The sequence below is a fragment of the Streptomyces sp. NPDC060198 genome (genome assembly GCF_042728415.1).
Lineage (GTDB): Bacteria > Actinomycetota > Actinomycetes > Streptomycetales > Streptomycetaceae > Streptomyces.
Genome location: NZ_JBHWZJ010000055.1, coordinates 1 through 20,042, shown reverse-complemented (window position 1 = coordinate 20,042; position 20,042 = coordinate 1). Strand labels below are relative to the sequence as shown.

At 73.2% G+C, this 20,042-nt stretch carries 12 protein-coding genes; 9 read left to right on the top strand and 3 right to left on the bottom strand.

Annotation, left to right across the window (positions count from 1 at the left end; genetic code table 11):
* Positions 1 to 29: 29 nt before the first annotated feature.
* The 3 genes from ACFWEP_RS10440 to moeZ all read left to right on the top strand — a co-directional run bounded on the left by ACFWEP_RS10440 (position 30) and on the right by moeZ (position 3,080).
* Complete coding sequence (locus ACFWEP_RS10440) at positions 30 to 995, top strand: NAD-dependent epimerase/dehydratase family protein (RefSeq protein WP_328719545.1); 966 nt, start codon at positions 30 to 32, stop codon at positions 993 to 995.
* On the top strand, positions 983 to 1,816 hold the full coding sequence (locus ACFWEP_RS10435) for a phage tail protein (RefSeq protein WP_387368509.1): 834 nt from the start codon (positions 983 to 985) through the stop codon (positions 1,814 to 1,816). Before ACFWEP_RS10440 ends, ACFWEP_RS10435 begins: the two co-directional genes overlap by 13 nt.
* 85 nt (positions 1,817 to 1,901) lie before the next feature.
* Positions 1,902 to 3,080 carry an adenylyltransferase/sulfurtransferase MoeZ gene (gene moeZ, locus ACFWEP_RS10430; RefSeq protein ID WP_387368507.1) on the top strand — a complete coding sequence of 393 codons (1,179 nt, stop codon included), beginning with the start codon at positions 1,902 to 1,904 and terminating at the stop codon, positions 3,078 to 3,080.
* Positions 3,081 to 3,348: 268 nt separating this feature from the next.
* On the opposite strand, the gene ACFWEP_RS10425 is transcribed toward moeZ, so the two are convergent.
* Positions 3,349 to 4,932 (bottom strand): alpha/beta hydrolase, encoded by a 1,584-nt coding sequence (locus tag ACFWEP_RS10425; RefSeq protein WP_387368505.1) that lies wholly within the window; start codon positions 4,930 to 4,932, stop codon positions 3,349 to 3,351.
* A 74-nt stretch (positions 4,933 to 5,006) separates the two neighbouring features.
* Here ACFWEP_RS10425 and ACFWEP_RS10420 point away from each other — a divergent pair, with 74 nt between their 5' ends.
* On the top strand, positions 5,007 to 5,735 hold the full coding sequence (locus ACFWEP_RS10420) for a suppressor of fused domain protein (RefSeq protein WP_387368503.1): 729 nt from the start codon (positions 5,007 to 5,009) through the stop codon (positions 5,733 to 5,735).
* A 20-nt stretch (positions 5,736 to 5,755) separates the two neighbouring features.
* Here ACFWEP_RS10420 and ACFWEP_RS10415 read toward each other — a convergent pair whose 3' ends face one another.
* On the bottom strand, positions 5,756 to 6,217 hold the full coding sequence (locus ACFWEP_RS10415) for a barstar family protein (protein WP_387368501.1): 462 nt from the start codon (positions 6,215 to 6,217) through the stop codon (positions 5,756 to 5,758).
* 90 nt (positions 6,218 to 6,307) lie between these two features.
* On the bottom strand, positions 6,308 to 9,154 hold the full coding sequence (locus tag ACFWEP_RS10410; RefSeq protein WP_387368499.1) for a lysylphosphatidylglycerol synthase domain-containing protein: 2,847 nt from the start codon (positions 9,152 to 9,154) through the stop codon (positions 6,308 to 6,310).
* A gap of 252 nt (positions 9,155 to 9,406) precedes the next feature.
* On the opposite strand from ACFWEP_RS10410, the gene ACFWEP_RS10405 reads away from it, so the two are divergent.
* The 5 genes from ACFWEP_RS10405 (at position 9,407) to nudC (ending at position 19,859) form a co-directional block, all read left to right on the top strand.
* Complete coding sequence (locus ACFWEP_RS10405) at positions 9,407 to 9,910, top strand: MGMT family protein (RefSeq protein ID WP_387368497.1); 504 nt, start codon at positions 9,407 to 9,409, stop codon at positions 9,908 to 9,910.
* Between the two features lie 467 nt (positions 9,911 to 10,377).
* The gene (locus ACFWEP_RS10400; RefSeq protein WP_387368495.1) at positions 10,378 to 13,842 is read left to right on the top strand and encodes an ATP-dependent helicase; all 3,465 of its coding nucleotides are present in this window, start codon (positions 10,378 to 10,380) and stop codon (positions 13,840 to 13,842) included.
* A gap of 112 nt (positions 13,843 to 13,954) precedes the next feature.
* A complete protein-coding gene (locus tag ACFWEP_RS10395; RefSeq protein ID WP_387368493.1) occupies positions 13,955 to 17,458 on the top strand; it encodes an ATP-dependent helicase in 3,504 nt (1,167 codons plus the stop codon).
* Between the two features lie 10 nt (positions 17,459 to 17,468).
* Positions 17,469 to 18,872: a dipeptidase gene (locus ACFWEP_RS10390; RefSeq protein ID WP_387368491.1), complete on the top strand. Its 1,404-nt coding sequence runs from the start codon at positions 17,469 to 17,471 to the stop codon at positions 18,870 to 18,872.
* A 39-nt stretch (positions 18,873 to 18,911) separates the two neighbouring features.
* On the top strand, positions 18,912 to 19,859 hold the full coding sequence (nudC, locus tag ACFWEP_RS10385; protein ID WP_387368489.1) for an NAD(+) diphosphatase: 948 nt from the start codon (positions 18,912 to 18,914) through the stop codon (positions 19,857 to 19,859).
* Positions 19,860 to 20,042: the final 183 nt, after the last annotated feature.

Here is a 20,042-nt window from a genome sequence, read left to right as displayed (position 1 = left end):
ACCCGCCGTCGGCACCCTGGGAGTGCACGATGAGGGTTCTGCTGCTCGGCGCCAACGGATTCCTCGGCCGCTTCGTCGCGGACCGCCTGCTGGCCGACCCGGCCGTCCACCTCACGGCCCTCGGCCGGGGCGACGACGCCGACGTACGGTTCGACCTCGCGGGCGGCAGCCCCGGGGCGCTCACCCGCTTCCTGGACGCCGTCCACCCCGGGGTCGTCGTCAACTGCGCCGGGGCCACCCGGGGGCAGGCCCGCGAGCTGACCCGGCACAACACGGTCGCGGTCGCCACCGTCTGCGAGGCGCTGCGCCGCAGCGGCTGCGGGGCACGGCTCGTCCAGGTCGGCTGCGCTTCGGAGTACGGGCCCTCGCAGCCCGGATCCTCCACCGCCGAGGACGCCGTACCGCGCCCCGGCGGTCCGTACGGCGTCAGCAAACTCGCCGCGACCGAACTCGTCCTCGGCTCCGGGCTCGACGCGGTCGTGCTGCGGGTCTTCTCGCCGGTCGGCCCCGGCACCCCGGCCGGTTCCCCGCTCGGCAGGCTCGCCGAGGCGATGCGCCGCGCGATGCAGTCCGGTGACGGCGAGCTCAAGCTCAGCGGCCTCGGGGTGCAGCGCGACTTCGTGGACGTACGCGACGTGGCGCGGGCGGTGCACGCGGCCTCCCTCTCCGCCGCCCAGGGCGTCGTCAACATCGGTACCGGCAGGGCCGTCCGGCTGCGCGACGCCGCGGCCGTCCTCGCCCGGGTCTCCGGTTTCGCCGGTGTGCTGCACGAGTTGGAGGTGCCGCCCGGCCGCCTCCCGATCGGCGCCCAGCGCACCTCCGCGGAGTCGGTCATGGAGCACCTCGCGGCCACTCCGTCGCCCTACCCGGACGGCTGCGGTGCCTGGCAGCAGGCCGACGTGCGTACCGCCCGCGACCGACTGGGCTGGCGCCCCCGGATCAACCTGGAGGAGTCCCTGGCCGATATCTGGATGGAGGCGGCGTGCCGCATCTGACCGGCACGGGAACGGCCCGCCGGACGAGCGGGGACGAGCAGATGGGGTTCGGTGTGCCTGGATACGCTCATCCGCTGCTCGCTCCCACCGAGTGGGCGGAGCTCACCCGCCCCGGCACGCCGTTGCACTGGGCGGTGCTCAACATCGCGGACGGGCCGGGCACTCGGCCCGACCCGCACTGCCTGGAAGCCGCCGGGAAGCTGCACAACGCCCGGGAGCGCGCCCAGCAGGGATGCGCTCCCGGCGCGGCCGGCCCGGGCGGCCGGCTGCTCGGGCACCTCGATCTGGTGCACGGGGCGAGGCCGTTCGGTGATCTGGTCGTCGACGCCCAGCGGTTTTTGGACTGGTACCGGGTCGGCGGCTTCTACCTCGGCCGTTGTCCCACCGAGCGGGCCGGCCTCCCGGCGGTCCGCCGGCTCACCGCCACCCTGCGCGAACTCGTCGCGCAGAGCGAAGCCGTCCGAGGCGGACCGGACGGCGACGGCGGACGGATCGTGCTGGGGCTCGGCACCCATCCGTACCCCGGCTATGCCGAGGCCGCCGACCAGCTCGTCACCTTCCGGGGGTCCTGGCCGGACTACCGCTGGTCACAGGTGGCCCAGTGGACCGCCGAGTATCCGCCCGAGCGGTTCGCGCACTTCGTCCACGGCGTCCCCCGCACCCACCTGGACGAGGCCATGCGCATCGCGCGCTGGCAGGGCGCCGGCACGATCTTCTTCACCGACCGGGACGGCCGCAACCGACAAACCGATCCATTCGCGGCACTGCCCGGTTACTGGGACGAAATCGTCTCGCGGATCGGACCGGGTATCTCGGAATGAGCGAGGGCGTGGCAGTGTTACCGGGAGAACAACCGTACGTAACTGAAGTACGTAGAAACCGACCACCTGCATTGTTGAGGTTCCTGTGTCGCTGCCACCCTTGGTCGAGCCGGCTGCCGAGCTCACCGTCGATGAGGTCCGCAGGTACTCCCGCCACCTGATCATCCCGGACGTCGGGATGGACGGACAGAAGCGGCTGAAGAACGCGAAGGTGCTCTGTGTGGGCGCGGGCGGTCTCGGCTCGCCCGCCCTGATGTACCTTGCCGCCGCCGGTGTCGGCACGCTCGGCATCGTGGAGTTCGACGAGGTCGACGAGTCGAACCTGCAGCGCCAGATCATCCACAGCCAGGCCGACATCGGCCGTTCCAAGGCCGAGTCGGCCAAGGACTCCGTGCTGGGCATCAACCCGTACGTGAACGTGGTCCTGCACGAGGAGCGGCTCGAAGCCGAGAACGTGCTGGAGATCTTCGCCCAGTACGACCTGATCGTGGACGGCACGGACAACTTCGCCACCCGCTATCTCGTCAACGACGCGGCCGTACTGCTGAACAAGCCGTACGTCTGGGGCTCCATCTACCGGTTCGACGGACAGGCGTCCGTCTTCTGGTCCGAGCACGGCCCCTGCTACCGCTGCCTCTACCCGGAGCCGCCCCCGCCGGGCATGGTTCCCTCCTGCGCCGAGGGCGGGGTGCTGGGCGTGCTCTGCGCGTCCATCGGCTCCATCCAGGTCACCGAGGCCATCAAGCTGCTCGCCGGTGTCGGCGACCCGCTCGTCGGCCGGCTGATGATCTACGACGCGCTGGAGATGCAGTACCGCCAGGTCAAGGTCCGCAAGGACCCCGACTGCGCGGTCTGCGGCGAGAACCCGACCGTCACCGAGCTCATCGACTACGAGGCCTTCTGCGGCGTCGTGTCCGAGGAGGCGCAGGAGGCGGCACTCGGTTCCACGATCACTCCCAAGCAGCTCAAGGAGTGGATCGACGCCGACGAGAAGATCGAGATCATCGACGTCCGCGAGCCGGGCGAGTACGAGATCGTCTCGATCCCGGGCGCCAAGCTGATCCCGAAGAACGAGTTCCTGATGGGCAACGCCCTCCAGGGCCTGCCGCAGGACAAGCGGATCGTCCTGCACTGCAAGACCGGTGTCCGCAGCGCCGAGGTCCTCGCGGTCCTCAAGTCGGCGGGCTTCGCCGACGCGGTGCACGTGGGCGGCGGCGTCATCGGCTGGGTCAACCAGATCGAGCCGTCGAAGCCGGTCTACTAAGCGCCGTTCTCGAAGAGGGGCCGCGCCGCGATCACCGTGGCGCGGCCCCTCTTTCGCGTGCCCGTGCCGTACCGCGTCAGGACGAGCAGGCCGAGCCGTCAGCGTCAGGACGAGCCGTACCGCTTCAGGACGAGCAGGCCGAGCCGTCAGCGTCAGGTCGAGCCGTACCGCTTCAGGACGAGCAGGTCGAGCCGTCCGCGTCAGGTCGAGCCGTACCGCTTCAGGACGAGCAGGTCGAGCCGTCAGCGTCAGGTCGAGCCGTACCGCTTCAGGACGAGCAGGTCGAGCCGTCCGCCGGGACCTTCCCGTCCAGGAAGTAGGAGTCCGTCTTCGCGGTCACGCAGGTGCCGTTGCCGTAGGAGCCGTGCCCCTCGCCCTTGTTGGTGAGCAGTACGCCGACCCCCTTGCCGAGCTCCGTCGCCATCCGCCGGGCTCCCTCGTACGGGGTCGCCGGGTCGCCGGTCGTCCCGATCACGAGGATCGGCGCCGCGCCGGGGGCGCTCGCCTCCGGGGTGTCGTGCTCCCCGGCCACCGGCCAGTTCGCGCACCAGCCGGCGGTGTCCCAGGCGAGGAACGGGCCGAACACCGGCGAGAGCTTCCGGAACTCCGGCAGCAGCGCCTCGGCCTCGTCGGCGGTCGGCCGCTGGGAGCTGTCCGCGCAGGAGATGGCCCGCTGGGACTGCGCCTGGGGGTCGTAGTGCCCGTTCTCGTCCCGGCCGTTGTACGAATCGGCCAGCGCGAGCAGGGTGGTGCCGGTGCCGTTGTTCTCCGCCTCGTCGAGCGCCTGCGTCAGCGCCGGCCAGTTGCTCTCCGAGTAGAGCGGAGTCACGATGCCGGTGATGGCGAGGGATTCGCTGAGCATGCGTCCGGAGTCGGTCGGCAGAGGGCTCTTGTCCAGCTTCGCGAGCAGCCGGGCGATGCGCGCGGTTCCGGCCTCCGGGTCTTCGCCCCGGGACGCGAGGTAGTTCTCCAGCGCCCGCTGGAAGCCGGTCGCCTGGTTCCGGGCGTGCCCGACGGCGTCCGCCGTGGGGTCCACGACCGCGTCCAGCACCACCCGGCCGACGTTCCCCGGGAAGAGGTGGGCGTACGTGCCGCCGAGCTCCGTGCCGTAGGACATGCCGAAGTAGTACAGCTTCCTGTCGCCGAGCACCTGGCGGATCAGGTCCATGTCGCGGGCGGTGTTGGTGGTCGTCAGGAACGGCAGGACCTTTCCGGAACCCTTCTCGCAGCCGGCACCCATGTCAGCGCCGTCCTTCAGGAAGGCCGCCTTCTCCGCCGGGGTGTCCGGTGTCATGTCGACGCGCTTCAGGGCCGATTCGGTCTCGCCGTCGCTCCGGCAGCTCACCCCTTCACTGCTCGCGACCCCGCGCGGGTCGAAACCCACCAGGTCGTAACGGGAGTTGAGGGTGGAGTACTCGGTCGCCGCCTGGGGCAGGATGCTCACCCCGGAGCCGCCCGGGCCGCCGAAGTTGAAGAGCAGCGACCCGATCCGTTCGCCCCGGTCGGTCGCCTGACGCTTGATCAGGGCGATGCCGATGGTCTCCCCGTCCGGCTTCCGGTAGTCCAGCGGCACCTGCACGGTGGCGCACCGCCAGTGGCTGTCCGGGGCGCTGCCGCCCTCGGGGGCCCCGCACTTCCTCCAGTCGGCCTTCTGCGAGGTGAGCGCGGCCGGCAGCCCGGTGGGCGCGGCGGTGGCGCTCGCGGCCGGACTCCCGGCGGTCTCACCGGCCTTGTCGGCTCCGCCCGGGGCCGCCGGATCCGCGGAGCCGTCGCAGCCCGCCAGCGCGACCGCGGTGAGCAGCGCCGCCCCTGCCAGAGCCGTGACGCGGCGAGCGCGTGGGTGCATGTGCATGGTGTCGTCGTCCTCCCCGGTGCCGGGACGGTGCGGCCCCGGCACGACATGTGTGCGGCCACGGTAGTTGAGCCGTGTCCGCCGCCGGGAGCCCGGCGGCGGCCGGCGGTCGCCTCGGGACGGGCGCGCATGCTCGGGTGTCGCGTGATGGCGGCCGGTGCCCACGAGTCATCACGCTGGTTGCACGGTCGGGCCGGTTGGTCGAGGACTGGCATGATCACGCGGTGAGTGATGCGAGGTGGTCGGCCGCAGAGGCCGTCGAGGCACATGTCCGAGCGTTCTTCGACGGGCATCCAGTGGAACCCGTCACCTGCGACCTCGGGCCAGAACGGCGTGAGGCCGTGCCCGGCCTGAGGGTTCTCGTCGTGGGCCCCGGTCCGCGCGGCGCCGGCTGGGCCTATGTGACCGCGGGGTGCTGGGCCGTGACGGAGGAGGACGGCCAGGGGCCTGAGTTCGTCATGACCGCCCCCGTACGCGATCAACGGTTCGTGGACCTCATGGCCATGATCGCCTTCTACCACTGCGGAGGGCATCGGCTCGATCTGGAGCACAGCATGCCGATCGGTGAACCATGGGTGCCGGGCTCGGCCTGCGACCACCTGTTGATCAGCCTGCCCTATCTCCACGGGCCCGGTCTCGAACACTGTCCGCTGCCCGGAGGGCACGCCCGCATCCTGTGGACCCTGCCCGTGACGGCCGCCGAAATCGAGTTCCGCAGACGCGAGGGTCATGAGGCGTTGGAGCGACTCTTCGACGACGCCGGGATCATTCCCACCGATCCTCGCCGGGCATCGGTGGTGTGAGGCGTCGGTGGCAAGACCCTTCACCGCCCAGGCGGCCCGTCCGCTCGACCCTCCGCCGGCGCTTCTTCTCCACCGTTCGGGGCCGGGGCGACGCAGACCGACACCTGAGTAGGCCTTCCGCCGGTGTACCGGGCTTCGGCGAGGGTCGCGACCGTGTCCCGGAGGACGTCCAGCGCCATCCGGAAATCGCCTTGCGCCTCCGCGACGGGCCGGGCGTCGCGCCAGACGATGACCACGCGGGGGGTTTTCAACGCATGAAGTCCGCCCCAGACCGAATCCGAGAGGGCCTCCCACACCTCGCGGAAGGTTCCGAGCGGTGGGTCCAAGGGAAGCGTCTCCCGCACCGCCTCGAAGAACGCCCCCTTGTCGGTACGCCCGCCGGTGGAGAGCGTGAACACGGGAACGCCCCGGCGGGCGGCCTCCTGGACCACCCCGGGAATGTCCGCACCGGAAACCTCGTGGAAGCCCCTGGCCATCGTCATGCACGGAACCGTACGCGTACGGTCGCCACCGGCCCTTGCTTGCTTGCTTGCTTGCTTGCTTGCTTGCGGGCCGGGACCGTGCGCTTACCGCTACAACTGGCCCTTGCGCGTCAGCTGGGTGAAGCAGATCCAGCCGGGCAGCACCGGCAGCCACAGGGTCATCACGCGGAACAGCAGCACCGCGGGAGCGGCGACCTCACTGGGCAGCCCGACCGCGATGAGGCCGATCGTCAGCGCACCTTCCACCGCGCCCATACCGCCCGGGGTGGGCGCCGCCGACCCCAGAGCGTTGCCCGCGAGGAAGACCACCGCGACGCTCGCGTACGACAGCTGCGGCACGTCCGGCCCGCTGAACGCCCGGATCGACGCGTCCAGGCAGAGCACGAACAGCACCGTCAGCAGCAGCATGCCGCCGATACCGGTGGCCAGCTTCTGCGGGCGCTGCACCACGTCCAGCATGCGCGGCACGACCCCGGCGAACAGCGACCGCACCCGCGTCACCACGAACTTCCGCAGGAACGGGATCGCCGTCACCACCAGCACCAGCACCGCGACCGTGAGCAGCCCGGCGATGACCGTACGGGACGGGGTCAGCGAGTCCGGCGTCTTCTCCGTACCCGTCAGATAGCCGAACAGGGCCAGCAGCAGGATGTGACAGCCCAGCCCGAACAACTGCGAGGCCCCCACGCTCGCCACCGCCAGACCCGGCCGCACCCCCTGCCGCTGGAGGAAACGGGTGTTCAGCGCCACCCCGCCGACCGCCGCCGGAGCGACGATCTTCACGAACGACCCGGCCACCTGCGCCAGCACCGTGCGCCGGAACGGCACCCGCTCGGGCACGAAGCCCAGCAGGCTCATCGCCGCGGCCACGTAACTCAGCGCCGAGAAGCCCAGCGCCGCCGCCACCCAGCCCCACTCGGCCTCCTCCACGACCGTGCCGAAGTCGGCCTGGGTGATCTGCGAGATCACGAAGTACGCGGCGATGGACCCGGCGATGAAGCTCAGCAGGGTGCGCGGCTTGATGCGCTCCAGCCGGACCGGTTCGACCGGGGCCTGCGGGCGGATCAGCAGGACCTCACGGCGGATCTGGGTGAGCAGGTCTTCCTCGCGGGCCTCCTCCCGTGCCTCGTCCAGGGCCCGCTTCTCGGCCTGCTTCTCCGTACGCTGCGACTTGCGCTCCGTCTTCCGGTCGGCGGGCGAGGCCACCGTGGAGGACGCGGACTCCGCCCGGTCCCGGCGCGCCGCGTCCGAGGCCTCCAGCGCCGCGTCGCGCTCCCGCTGCGCCCGCTCGCGGGCGAGCCTGCGCAGGGTCGCCCGGGTGGAACGGGTCAGCGCGATCGGCTGGAGCAGCGGCAGACACCCGGCCACCGCGTCCGGGCCCAGTACGGCGAGCGCCCCGGCCACCGACCGCTCCGCCCCCACCCGCAAGCCGAGCGTGGTCAGCAACTGGGCCACGTCCATCCGCAGGATCAGGTCCCCGGCCGCGATCTCGCCTCCGCGCAGGTCGGTGACGTACACCTCGCCCGAGGTGCCCACCAGGATCGCGTCCCCCGCGAGCCTGCGGTGCGCGATCCGCCGCGACTGGAGCGACCGCACCTGCTCCCAGGCGCCGCGTACCAGGTCGTCGGTGATCTCCCCGTCCTCCAGCGAGTCCAGCGACCGCCCGCCGATGTGCTCGTACACCAGCATCACGGCGTCCGGGCCCAGCTCGGAGGTGGCGATCAGCTTCGGCGCGTTCGCCCCCGCCGCGATGGCCGCGTACGCGAGCAGCGCCTCCTGTTCCAGGGCCTGGCGCAGCGACTGGATGGAACGCCGCTGGGTGATGCTGCGCAGGGTGAGCCGTCGCCAGGCCCGGTAGAAGAACCCCTGGGCCTGCTGTTCCCGGTCCACGACCGTCACGTCGAGCGGCGGGCCGTCCTCCAAGGTGACCAGATAGCGGCGCCCCCGGTCGTTCTGGTCCGGGTTCTCGGGTGCCTCGTCGGCGCGCAGCGCGGCGACCGGCCGGAAACCGACGTGCCGCAGCCCGGCCATCAGATGCTGGCCGGTGGGCCGGACGTTCGGGGAACCGACCCCGTACAGCGTCCCGTACGCGACGGTCCAGCCGATCAGCACGGTGAGGACGATCGAGAACGGGGTGGTGTACCCGCCGACCAGCATGGCGAACGCGTCGAGCAGCAGCACCACCCAGAGCACGACCCGCCAGCGCGGACGCCGGGCCATGCCCACCGCCGTCATGTAGGCGATGACGGGCGCGAGGTAGCCGTGTACCGGGTCGGTCAGCGCGTGACCGGGTTGCTGCTGGGTCAGCGCGTCCTGGATCGAACCGGGGGCGGACCGGGAGACCCAGAGATCGGTGGCGAGCGTCACCCCGTGCGCGAGCACGGCGGCGAGCACCCCGTCCGCGATGCGCAGCCCGTCGCGTTTGATCAGACGTTCGATGGCGAAGGCGACCGGGACGAGCAGGACGGCGATGCTCGACACCAGCCCGGCGACCTTGATCAGGAGATCGGGCGCCTGCTCGGTGCCCCGGGAGATGTCGTCCTCCAGGCCCGTCGTGGTGCCCTGCGCGAACGCGGCGACGGCCAGCAGCACCGCGATGGCGAGCACGCCGACGAGCAGGCGCATCAGGTCGGACGGGCGGTGCACCCGGGCCGCGAGCAGCGGTTCGTCGCCGGAGACGCGCCCGGTGGGCCCGTCGCCGGTGCCCGCACGGGTCGAACCGGTCAGGCGCGGGGCGCCGGCGGGTCCGCCGGACGTCTTGCCGGACGCCTCGCCGATGCCGTCGCGGCCGGCGGTGGCGCCACCGTCGTTCCCGGTCTCTGCGGTGTCTCCGGCTTCTGCGGTACGGGTGGGGTCACCGGTGGGTTCCGGCGTGGAGCCGGAACCGCCTGGCTGCGAGTCGGCATCGGAGGCGTCCGCCGCCCTGGATGGCTGCACGCCCTGCTCCTTCGTCGCATCTGGTCGATCTTCGTGTTCTCGTATCACCGGTCACCGCCCGCACGATGGTGGCACGGCGCAAGGACAGGCGGAGCCATCAGGGTGCATTGCCCGCGCGCGCGAGGGGAAGGATTCGCTCCTTTGCCCGCGAGCGCGCTCGCGGTCCGTGGGGTGCGCGCGCTCCCCGCCGAGGCCGGCGGGGATGTCCGGACGGGCACCCCGGTGTCGGTGGCGTACGGCAAGATGGGTCGGATGAGACATCGGACGCCCCGCGACGGCGCGGACGACGGCACCGCCCGCCGCCCGTCGGCGGACGACGGCACCGCCCGCCGCCCGTCGGCGGGCGACGACACCGCCGGTGCGCCTGCCGCGCAGGCCCACGCCGAGCTTCCGGAGTACGCCGAGCGGGTCCTCGACGTCGCCGACCTGGTTCCGCCCGGCCACGTCATGACCTACGGCGACGTCGCCGAGTGGCTGGGCGACGGCGGACCGCGCCAGGTCGGCCGGGTGATGGCGCTCTACGGCTCGGCGGTGCCCTGGTGGCGCGTCGTGCGGTCGGACGGCACGCTCCTGCCCGGGCACGAACTGCGCGCCCTGGCGCGCTACCGCGACGAGGGCACGCCGCTGCGCGACGCCGCCCGGTCCGCGGACGGGCATCTGCCGCGGATCGACATGCGGCGCGCACGGTGGGACGGCAGGACCGGCGGACCCGGCGGGAGTGCCGGGCCGGACAGGGGCGAGGAAGCTCACACCTGACAGCTTCGGCCATCGGGGCCCGGCAGCCGCACTCCGCCGGTCCCGTATCCCGCGCGTCGCCGGACGGGACCGGCAGGACCGGGAACGCCCCCGGTCGGCCGGGGCGCACCGGACACGTGACGAGTGACGCAGCCGACCCGCGTCCGCCCGCGCCCTCACTGGCGTAGCGTCGAAGCCCGACGCGGCCCGAAGCCCTCGCCGCACCGTGTTCATCCGCGCACCCCTCCGTACCTCTCCCTCTCTTTGAACCGCCCGCCGAACCGCTACGAGCGGCCCGAACCGAACCGCCCGCCAACCGCTACGAGCGACCCGAACCGCTACGAGCGACCCGTACCGCCGCCAACCGCTACGAGCTAACCGAACCGACCCGCCGTCCCGGTCCGTGACCGTCCACCGCCCGGTGCGACGGCCGGTGCGACGGGCGGTGCACCATCAGGCAGCGCACCACCGACAGGACCGGCGAACCCTTGAGCTCCTCCTCCACCACCCGGCAGAGCCCGCCCCGCGAAACGCGACGGCGGGCGCCGGGCGCGTACCGGCTGGTGCGCACGCCCCCCGGGTCCGTGGAGCCCCCTGTGCTGGACGCGGCGCAGCGCGCGGTGGTTGACCACCCCGGCGGGCCGTTGCTGGTGCTCGCCGGGCCCGGCACGGGCAAGACCACGACGCTCGTGGAGTCCGTGGCCGCGCGCGTGGCCGCCGGTACGGAACCGGCCCGCATCCTCGTCCTCACCTTCAGCCGCAAGGCCGCCGTGGAACTGCGCGACCGGATGGCGGCCCGGCTCGGTGCGGCGCGCGGACCGCAGGCCACCACCTTCCACTCGTACTGCTACGCCCTGGTCCGCGCCCATCAGGACGCCGACCTGTTCGCCGACCCGTTGCGCCTGCTCTCCGGACCCGAACAGGACGTCACCGTCCGCGAGCTGCTCGCGGGCCAGCTCGACCTGGAGAAGTCCGGCCTCGCCCACGTCCGCTGGCCCGACGAACTGCGCGCCTGCCTGACCACCCGCGGTTTCGCCGACGAGGTGCGTGCCGTTCTGGCCCGCAGCCGTGAGCTGGGACTCGGCGCGGACGCCCTGGCCGACTTCGCCCGCAGGACCGGCCGCCCGGACTGGGGTGCGGCGGCCCAGTTCCTCGCGGAGTACCTCGACGTCCTCGACGCGCAGGGTGTCCTCGACTACGCGGAGCTGGTCCACCGCGCCGTCCTGCTCGCCGAGCGCCCCGAGGTCGCGGAGCGGCTGGCGGGGGAGTACGACGCCGTGTACGTCGACGAGTACCAGGACACCGACCCGGCCCAGGTGCGGCTGCTGCGCGCGCTGGCCGGCAACCGCCCAGGGCGTACGCCGGGTGGGACCGGCACCGGTCCGGGCGCGGGCACGCACGCCGGAGGCCGTACCGGGGCGAGCGCCGGGTCCCGGGCGGCGGCGCTGGGCGGCGGCCGGACGCTGATCGCGTTCGGTGACCCGGACCAGTCCATCTACGCCTTCCGGGGCGCCGACGTGAACGGCATCCTCGACTTCCCCGACACCTTCCCGCGCGCGGACGGGGCGCCCGCGCCGGTGGGCGTCCTCACCACATCGCGGCGCTCCGGCGCCGGCCTGCTCGCCGCGACCCGGCTGCTCACCCGCCGGATGCCGCTGACCCGGCTGCCCGCCGAGAAGGTGCGCGCCCACCGCGAACTCTCCGCCGCACGGGAGGGCGGCCAGGTGGAGGTGTACACCTACCCGACCGCCTCCACCGAACTCGACAACATCGCCGACCTGCTGCGCCGTGCCCATCTGGAGGACGGCGTGCCCTGGAACGAGATGGCCGTACTGGTGCGTGCCGGCGGGCGCTCGATGCCCTCCGTGCGCCGGGCGCTCACCTCGGCCGGGGTACCGCTCGAGGTCGACGGCGACGACCTGCCGCTCCGCCACGAACCCGCCGTCGCCCCGCTGCTGACCGCTCTGCGCGTGGTGGCGGAGGACGCCTTGCGGCAGCCGTCCGCCGACGGTGCGGGGCCGGACGCCGCCGGGGCCGGTACGGCCGGTCGCCCGGCGGCCTTGTCCTCGGGTGTCTCGGGCGTCCTGGACGAGGAGACCGCCCTCACCCTGCTCACCTCCCCGCTCGGCGCCATGGACGCCGCCGATCTGCGCCGCCTCGGCCGGGCCCTGCGCGACGACGAGCGGGCCGCCGGCAACCGTGTACCGCCGCCGTCGGGGGTACTGCTCGCGCTGGCCCTCGCCGAACCCGAACGCCTCGCCACCCACGACCCCGTCCACGCCCGGGGCGCCCAGCGCCTCGGCACCCTGCTCGTCCGGGCCCGGACCCTCCTCCAGGAAGGGGGCACCGCGGAGGAGGCGCTCTGGACCCTCTGGAACGGCACTCCCTGGCCCGGCCGCCTGGAGCGCGCCGCGCTGCGCGGCGGCGCGGGCGGGCGCAACGCCGACCGGGACCTGGACGCCGTGTGCGCCCTCTTCGAGACGGCGGCGCGCGCCGAGGAGCGCACCGGCGGGCGCGGTGCGCTCAACTTCCTGGAAGAGGTGGACGCCCAGGACATCGCCGCCGACACCCTGTCGCGCCGGGTCGCCCGGCCCGACGCCGTCCGGCTGATGACCGCCCACCGCTCCAAGGGGCTGGAGTGGCGGCTCGTCGTGGTCGCCGGAGTTCAAGAAGGGCTCTGGCCCGACCTGCGCCGCCGGGGCTCCCTGCTGGAGGCCGACCGGATCGGCCGCGACGGACTCGCCGAACCCCTCTCTCCGGGCGCGCTCCTCACCGAGGAACGCCGGCTCTTCTACGTCGCCGCGACCCGTGCCCGCGAACGCCTGATCGTCACCGCCGTCAAGGCACCGGCCGACGACGGCGACCAGCCGTCCCGGTTCCTGGCCGAACTGGGCGTCGAACCCCGCGACGTCACGGGCCGGCCCCGCAGGCCGCTCGCCGTCGCCGCGCTCGTCGCCGAACTGCGCGCCACCACCGTGGACCCCGCCGCCTCCGACGCCCTGCGGGAGGCCGCCGCCCGGCGCCTCGCCCGGCTCGCCGCGCTCACCGACGACGAGGACCGCCCGCTGGTGCCCGCCGCCCACCCGCACCGCTGGTGGGGCGTGGACGAGCCGACCCGTTCCGCCGTCCCGCTCCGCGACCGGGACCAGCCCGTCGTGCTGTCGGGCAGCGCCCTCGACCAGCTCGCCCACACCTGCGCGCTCCAGTGGTTCCTCGGCCGCGAGGTCAAGGCCGACGCCCCCGCCACCGCCGCGCAGGGCTTCGGCAACGTCGTCCACGTACTCGCCGACGAGGTGGCCTCCGGCCGTACCCCCGCCGACCTGGACGTCCTCATGGAACGGCTCGACACGGTCTGGAACGGCCTGGCCTTCGACGCCCCGTGGAAGTCCGACCAGGAGAAGGGCCAGGCCCGCGCCGCCCTCGAACGCTTCCTCCACTGGCACGTCATGGACCGCGCCGGCCGCACCCCCGTCGCCGGGGAGCACGGATTCGACGTGACGCTCGAAGCGGGGGAGTACGCCGTCCGCATCCGGGGCTCCATGGACCGCGTCGAACGCGACGCCGAGGACCGGGCGTACGTCGTCGACTTCAAGACCGGCAAGCAGGCACCCACCAAGGACGAGGTGGCCCGCCACCCCCAGCTCGCCGTCTACCAGCTGGCCGTTCGCGAAGGCGCCGTGGACGAGGTCTTCGGCGGCCGGCGCCCCGAACCCGGCGGCGCCGAACTCGTCCAGCTGCGCCGCCCCGCCCCCGTACGCGAAGGCGGCGAGACCTCGCCCCAGGTGCAGGCCCAGCAACCGCTCGCCGGGGAGTGGGTCTCCGACCTGCTCGCCACCGCCGCCGGACGGGTGCTCGACGAGCGCTTCACCCCGACGACCGGCACGCACTGCGGCCACTGCACCTTCCGCGCCTCGTGCAGCGCCCAGCCCGAGGGGAAGCACGTGGTGGAGTGACGAGGCTCATGGCCGTGCGCCCGCTCACGGCCGTGCGCCCGGGCCCTACGGCCCGAGGGGCGGTGGCCATGGTCCGGGGCACGATGTCGGCGGGGCCGGTTACCGTTCTTGGGTGTCCTCACGTCTCACCGATCCCGAGCAGCTCAAGGAGCTGCTGGGCATCCCCTTCACCCCGGAGCAGACGGCCTGCATCACCGCGCCGCCCGCCCCGCAGGTGATCGTGGCCGGAGCCGGCTCCGGCAAGACGACCGTGATGGCCGCCCGCGTGGTCTGGCTGGTCGGCACCGGCCAGGTCGCCCCCGAGCAGGTCCTCGGCCTCACCTTCACCAACAAGGCCGCAGGGGAACTCGCCGAACGCGTCCGCAAGGCCCTGGTGGCCGCCGGGGTCACCGACCCGGACGCCATCGACCCGGACAACCCGCCCGGAGAGCCGAGCATCTCCACGTACCACGCCTTCGCCGGCCGGCTGCTCACCGACCACGGGCTGCGGATAGGGCTCGAACCCACCACCCGGCTGCTCGCCGACGCCACCCGCTACCAGCTCGCCGCCCGCGTGCTGCGCGACGCCCCGGGCCCCTACCCGGAGCTCACCCACTCCTTCCCCACCCTGGTCGGCGACCTCCTCGCACTCGACGCAGAGCTGGCCGAGCACCTGGTCGAGCCGGACGCCCTCGCCGGGTACGACACCGGACTCCTCCGCACGCTCGAAGGCGTCAAGCTCTCCAACGAACAGCTGCGCAAACTCCCCGCCACCGCCCGGGCCCGGGGCGAACTGCTCACCCTCACCGAGCGGTACCGGCAGGCCAAACGCGGCCGGGACCTCGTCGACTTCGGCGACCAGATCGCCCTCTCCGCCGAGCTGGCCCTCACCCGGCCCGAGGTCGGCGCGCTGCTGCGCGACGAGTTCCGGGTCGTGCTCCTGGACGAGTACCAGGACACCTCCGTCGCCCAGCGGCTGCTGCTGTCGGCCCTCTTCGGCCACGGACCGGCCGGCCGTACCGGCCACGCCGTCACGGCCGTCGGCGACCCCTGCCAGGCCATCTACGGCTGGCGCGGAGCCTCCGTCGCCAACCTCGACGACTTCCCCCAGCACTTCCCGCACGCCGACGGCACCCCCGCCGCCCGCCACAGCCTCAGCGAGAACCGCCGCAGTGGCGGACGCCTCCTCCAGCTCGCCAACGACCTCGCCGAACCGCTGCGCGCCCGGCACGAGGGGGTCGAGGCGCTGCGCGCCGCCCCCGGGGCCGAGCACGACGGCACCGTCCGCTGCGCCCTGCTCCGCACCCACGCCGAGGAGATCGACTGGCTCGCCGACTCCCTCGCCCACCTGGTACGGACCGGCACCCAGCCCGCCGAGATCGCCGTGCTCTGCCGCACCGCCTCCGACTTTCCGCAGATCCAGGCCGCCCTGGTGACCCGTGACGTCCCCGTCGAGGTCGTCGGCCTGTCCGGTCTGCTCCACCTGCCCGAGGTGGCCGACCTGGTCGCCGTCTGCGAGGTCCTCCAGGACCCGGGGGCCAACGCCTCGCTCGTCCGGCTGCTCACCGGCCCGCGCTGGCGCATCGGCCCCCGCGACCTCGCGCTCCTCGGCCGCCGGGCCCGCCTCCTCGTCCACCGGGTTTCCTCGGGCGACGGAGACGGCGACGCCGACCTGCGGCTCGCCGAAGCCGTGGAGGGCACCGACCCGGCCGAGGTCGTCTCGCTCGCCGACGCCCTGGACACCTTCCTCGACCGGGGCGGCGACGAGGACGACGGTCTGCCGTTCTCCGCCGAGGCCCGGGTCCGGTTCGCCCGCCTCGCCGCCGAACTGCGCGACCTGCGCCGCTCGCTGGCCGACCCGCTGATGGACGTACTGCACCGGGTCCTCGCCACCACCGGACTCGAAGTCGAGCTGTCCGCCTCTCCGCACGCGCTCGCAGCCCGCCGCCGCGAGACCCTCGCCAACTTCCTCGACGTCGCGGCCGGTTTCGCCTCCCTCGACGGCGAGGCCACCCTCCTCGCGTTCCTCGGCTTCCTGCGCACCGCCGCCCAGTACGAGAAGGGGCTCGACAACGCCCTGCCCGGCGGCGAGAACACCGTCAAGGTGCTCACCGCCCACAAGTCCAAGGGACTGGAGTGGGACGTGGTCGCCGTGCCCGGCCTGGTCACCGGCCAGTTCCCCAGCAGCCGCGCCCGCGAGTCCTGGACCTCCCAGGCGAAGGTGCTCCCGCACGCCCTGCGCGGCGACTCGGCCACGCTCCCGGCGCTGGACACCTACGACGCGAAGGCGCTCAAGGCGTACCAGCAGGAGATGAAGGAGCACCAGCACACCGAGGAACTCCGCCTCGGCTACGTCACCTTCACCCGCCCCCGCTCCCTGCTGCTCGGATCCGGCCACTGGTGGGGCCCCTCGCAGAAGAAGACCCGGGGCCCGTCGGCGTTCCTGGACGCGCTGTACGAGCACTGCGTCGCCGGACACGGCGAGATCGAGGCCTGGGCGGACGAGCCGGAGGCCGACGAGGAGAACCCGGCGCTCGCCGCCCAGGACGCCGACATCGCCTGGCCGCTGCCCCTGGACGCCGCCGCGACCGCCCGCCGCCGCGCCGCCCGCGACACGGTCCTCGCGCACCTGGACGCCTGGGCGGGCGCGGAGGCGCTCCCGTACGCCGAGCCGGAACCGGCCCCCGCCCGAGGCGACGAGGACGGGGACCCGCCCCCGGACCCGTACGACGAGGCGGACTGGGACGACTGGGACTCCCTCGCCACCGAGCGGCCCGAGGAAACCCCGGCCCCGCAGGCCGACGGAGGCGCTCCCGGGCCCGCCACCTCGGCCGCCGGGCCCGCCACCTCGGCCGCCGGGCCTGCCGCGGGAGCCCCCGCCCCCGCCGGCCCGCTCCCGTACATTCCCGCCGCCCGGCACCCCGGCGAGCCGACCCCCGAGGAGAGCCGCACCATCGCCTCCTGGGACCGCGACCTCGACGCCCTCGCGGGCGAGCTGCGCCGCGCCCGCGCCACCGTCCGGGACGTCGTCGTACCCGCCTCGCTCTCCGCCACCCAGCTGCTCCTCCTCGCCGAGGACCCCGACGCCTTCGCCCGCGAGCTGGCCCGCCCGATGCCCCGCCCTCCGCAGCCGGCCGCCCGCCGGGGCACCCGGTTCCACGCCTGGGTCGAGTCCCGCTACGAGGAGCTCCCGCTGCCGATGCTCGGCCCCGACGAGCTCCCCGGCGGCGCCGACCACGACGACATCGACATCGCGGACGAGCGCGAGCTCGCCGAGCTGAAGGAGGCGTTCGAACGGACCGAGTACGCCCGCCGCACCCCGTACCGGGTCGAGACCCCCTTCCAGATCTCGCTCGCGGGCCGGATCGTCCGGGGCCGGATCGACGCCGTGTACCGCGCGGAAGACGGCGGCTACGAGATCGTCGACTGGAAGACCAGCCGCCACCGCACCGCCGACCCGCTCCAGCTCGCCGTCTACCGGCTTGCCTGGGCCGAACTCCACGACCTGCCGATCGAATCCGTCACAGCGACCTTCCTCTACGTACGCACCGGGGAGACCGTCCGGCCCCGCTCACTGCCCGGCCGCCCGGAGCTGGAGCGACTGCTGCTGGACGAGCCACCCGCGCGAGCCCGTTAGGCTCAATGACATGAGCGACACCCCGGACAGCGCCGTCCAGCCGTACATCGAGCAGCACCGCGAGTCCTTCCTCGAAGACCTCGCCGCATGGCTCCGCATCCCCTCCGTCTCCGCCCAGCCGGAGCACGCCGGGGACGTACGACGCAGCGCCGCATGGCTGTCCGACAAGCTCAGGGACACGGGATTTCCGGTCGCGGAGGTCTGGGAGACGCCCGGCGCCCCGGCCGTCTTCGCCGAGTGGCCCTCCGACGATCCCGAGGCCCCCGTCGTCCTGGTCTACGGTCACCACGACGTGCAGCCGGCCACGCGCGAGGACGGCTGGCACACCGACCCGTTCGAACCGGTCGTCAGGGACGGCCGGATGTACGGACGGGGCGCCGCGGACGACAAGGGCCAGGTGTTCTTCCACACACTCGGCGTCCGTGCCCACCTCGCCGCGACCGGTCGCACCACCCCGGCCGTCCACCTCAAGCTCCTGATCGAGGGCGAGGAGGAGTCCGGTTCCCCGCACTTCCGCGCCCTGGTCGAGGAACGCGCCGGCCGCCTCTCCGCCGACGCCGTGATCGTCTCCGACACCGGCATGTGGGACGAGAACACCCCGACCGTCTGCACCGGCATGCGCGGCCTCGCCGAATGCGAGATCGAGCTCTACGGCCCCGAGCAGGACATCCACTCCGGATCGTTCGGGGGTGCCGTCCCCAACCCCGCGACCGAGGTGGCCCGGCTGGTGGCCGGCCTCCACGACGAGCGCGGCCGCGTCACCGTCCCCGGGTTCTACGACGGTGTGGCCGAGCTCACCGACACCGAACGCGCCCTCTTCGCCGAGCTCCCCTTCGACGAGGCCAGCTGGCTGCGCACCGCCAAGTCCACCGCCACCTCGGGCGAGGACGGCTACTCCACCCTCGAACGCGTCTGGGCCCGCCCCACCGCCGAGGTCAACGGCATCGGCGGCGGCTACCAGGGCGCCGGCAGCAAGACGATCATCCCCTCCTCCGCCCTGGTCAAGATCAGCTTCCGGCTGGTCGACGGCCAGGAGCCGGACCGGGTGGAGAAGCTCGTACGGGAGTGGGCCGGGAGCCGCGTACCGGCCGGCATCCGCCACCGGATCACGTTCATGCCCGCGACCCGCCCCTGTCTGACCCCGCTCGACCACCCCGCCCTCCAGGCGCTGGCCCGGGCCATGGGACGGGCCTTCGGCCAGAAGATCCTCTTCACCCGCGAGGGGGGCTCCGGCCCCGCCGCCGACCTGAGGGACGTGCTCGGCGCACCCGTCCTCTTCCTCGGCATCTCCGTACCGTCCGACGGCTGGCACGCGCCCGACGAGAAAGTCGAGCTCGGCCTCCTTTTCAAGGGCGTGGAGACCACCGCCCACCTCTGGGGTGAGCTGGCCACCGCACTCCGTCGAAACAACTGAACACCCGATCCGCCCCGGGGGAGTAGGAAGACAAGCACTGTGAGTACCTTCGACACCGACCGCATCACCCGTCCCATCGGCCTCACCGCACCCAGCGGCATCGACCGCGCGGCCCACCACCGTCTGGACGAGGCGTGGCTCGCCGTCGCCTGGAGCCACCCCACCACCAAGGTCTTCGTCGTCTCCGGCGGCCAGGTGCTGGTCGACGACACCGCCGACGGCGGCACCGAGATCGTCATGACACCGGCCTTCGAGGCCCCCATGACGGAGACGCACCGCTACTTCCTCGGCACCGACGGGGACGGCGTCAGCTACTTCGCCCTCCAGAAGGACTCCCTGCCCGGACGGATGGACCAGCAGGCCCGGCCCGCCGGACTGCGCGAAGCGGGCCTGCTGCTCAGCGACCGGGACGCCGGTCTCATGGTCCACGCGGTGGCGCTGGAGAACTGGCAGCGACTGCACCGCTTCTGCTCCCGCTGCGGCGAGCGCACCATGATCGCGGCGGCCGGGCACATCCGCCGCTGCCAGGCCTGCGGCGCCGAGCACTACCCCCGTACCGACCCCGCCGTGATCATGCTGGTCATCGACGACCAGGACCGCGCTCTCCTCGGCCGTCAGGTGCACTGGCCCGAGGGCCGGTTCTCGACGCTGGCCGGGTTCGTGGAGCCGGGCGAGTCGATAGAGCAGTCGGTCGCCCGCGAGGTGCTGGAGGAGGCCGGGATCACCATCGGTGACGTCGAGTACGTCGCCAGCCAGCCCTGGCCCTTCCCCTCCAGCCTGATGCTCGGTTTCATGGCACGGGCGACCACGTCGAAGATCGATGTCGACGGCGACGAGATCGAGGAAGCCCGCTGGTTCTCCCGCGACGAACTGGCGGAGGCCTTCGAGTCGGGAGCGGTGCTGCCCCCGAACGGCATCTCCATCGCGGCTCGGCTCATCGAGATGTGGTACGGCAAGCCGCTCCCGAAGGCCCGCCCGCTGGGCTGAGGCCGTCACCCGCGTCCGGTGCGGTGAGGCGGGGCGGTCCGGCGGTTCGGCGGAAGGTGTCTGGCAAAGGGTCTCCGGCAAAGGGTCTCCGGCGGTTCTGCGCCGGTCGTCCCCGCCCCGGCCGGAGCGCCGCGGCGCGAGCCCGCTCACCGCACAGTGAACGAGGCCCCCGCCGGGTTTCTC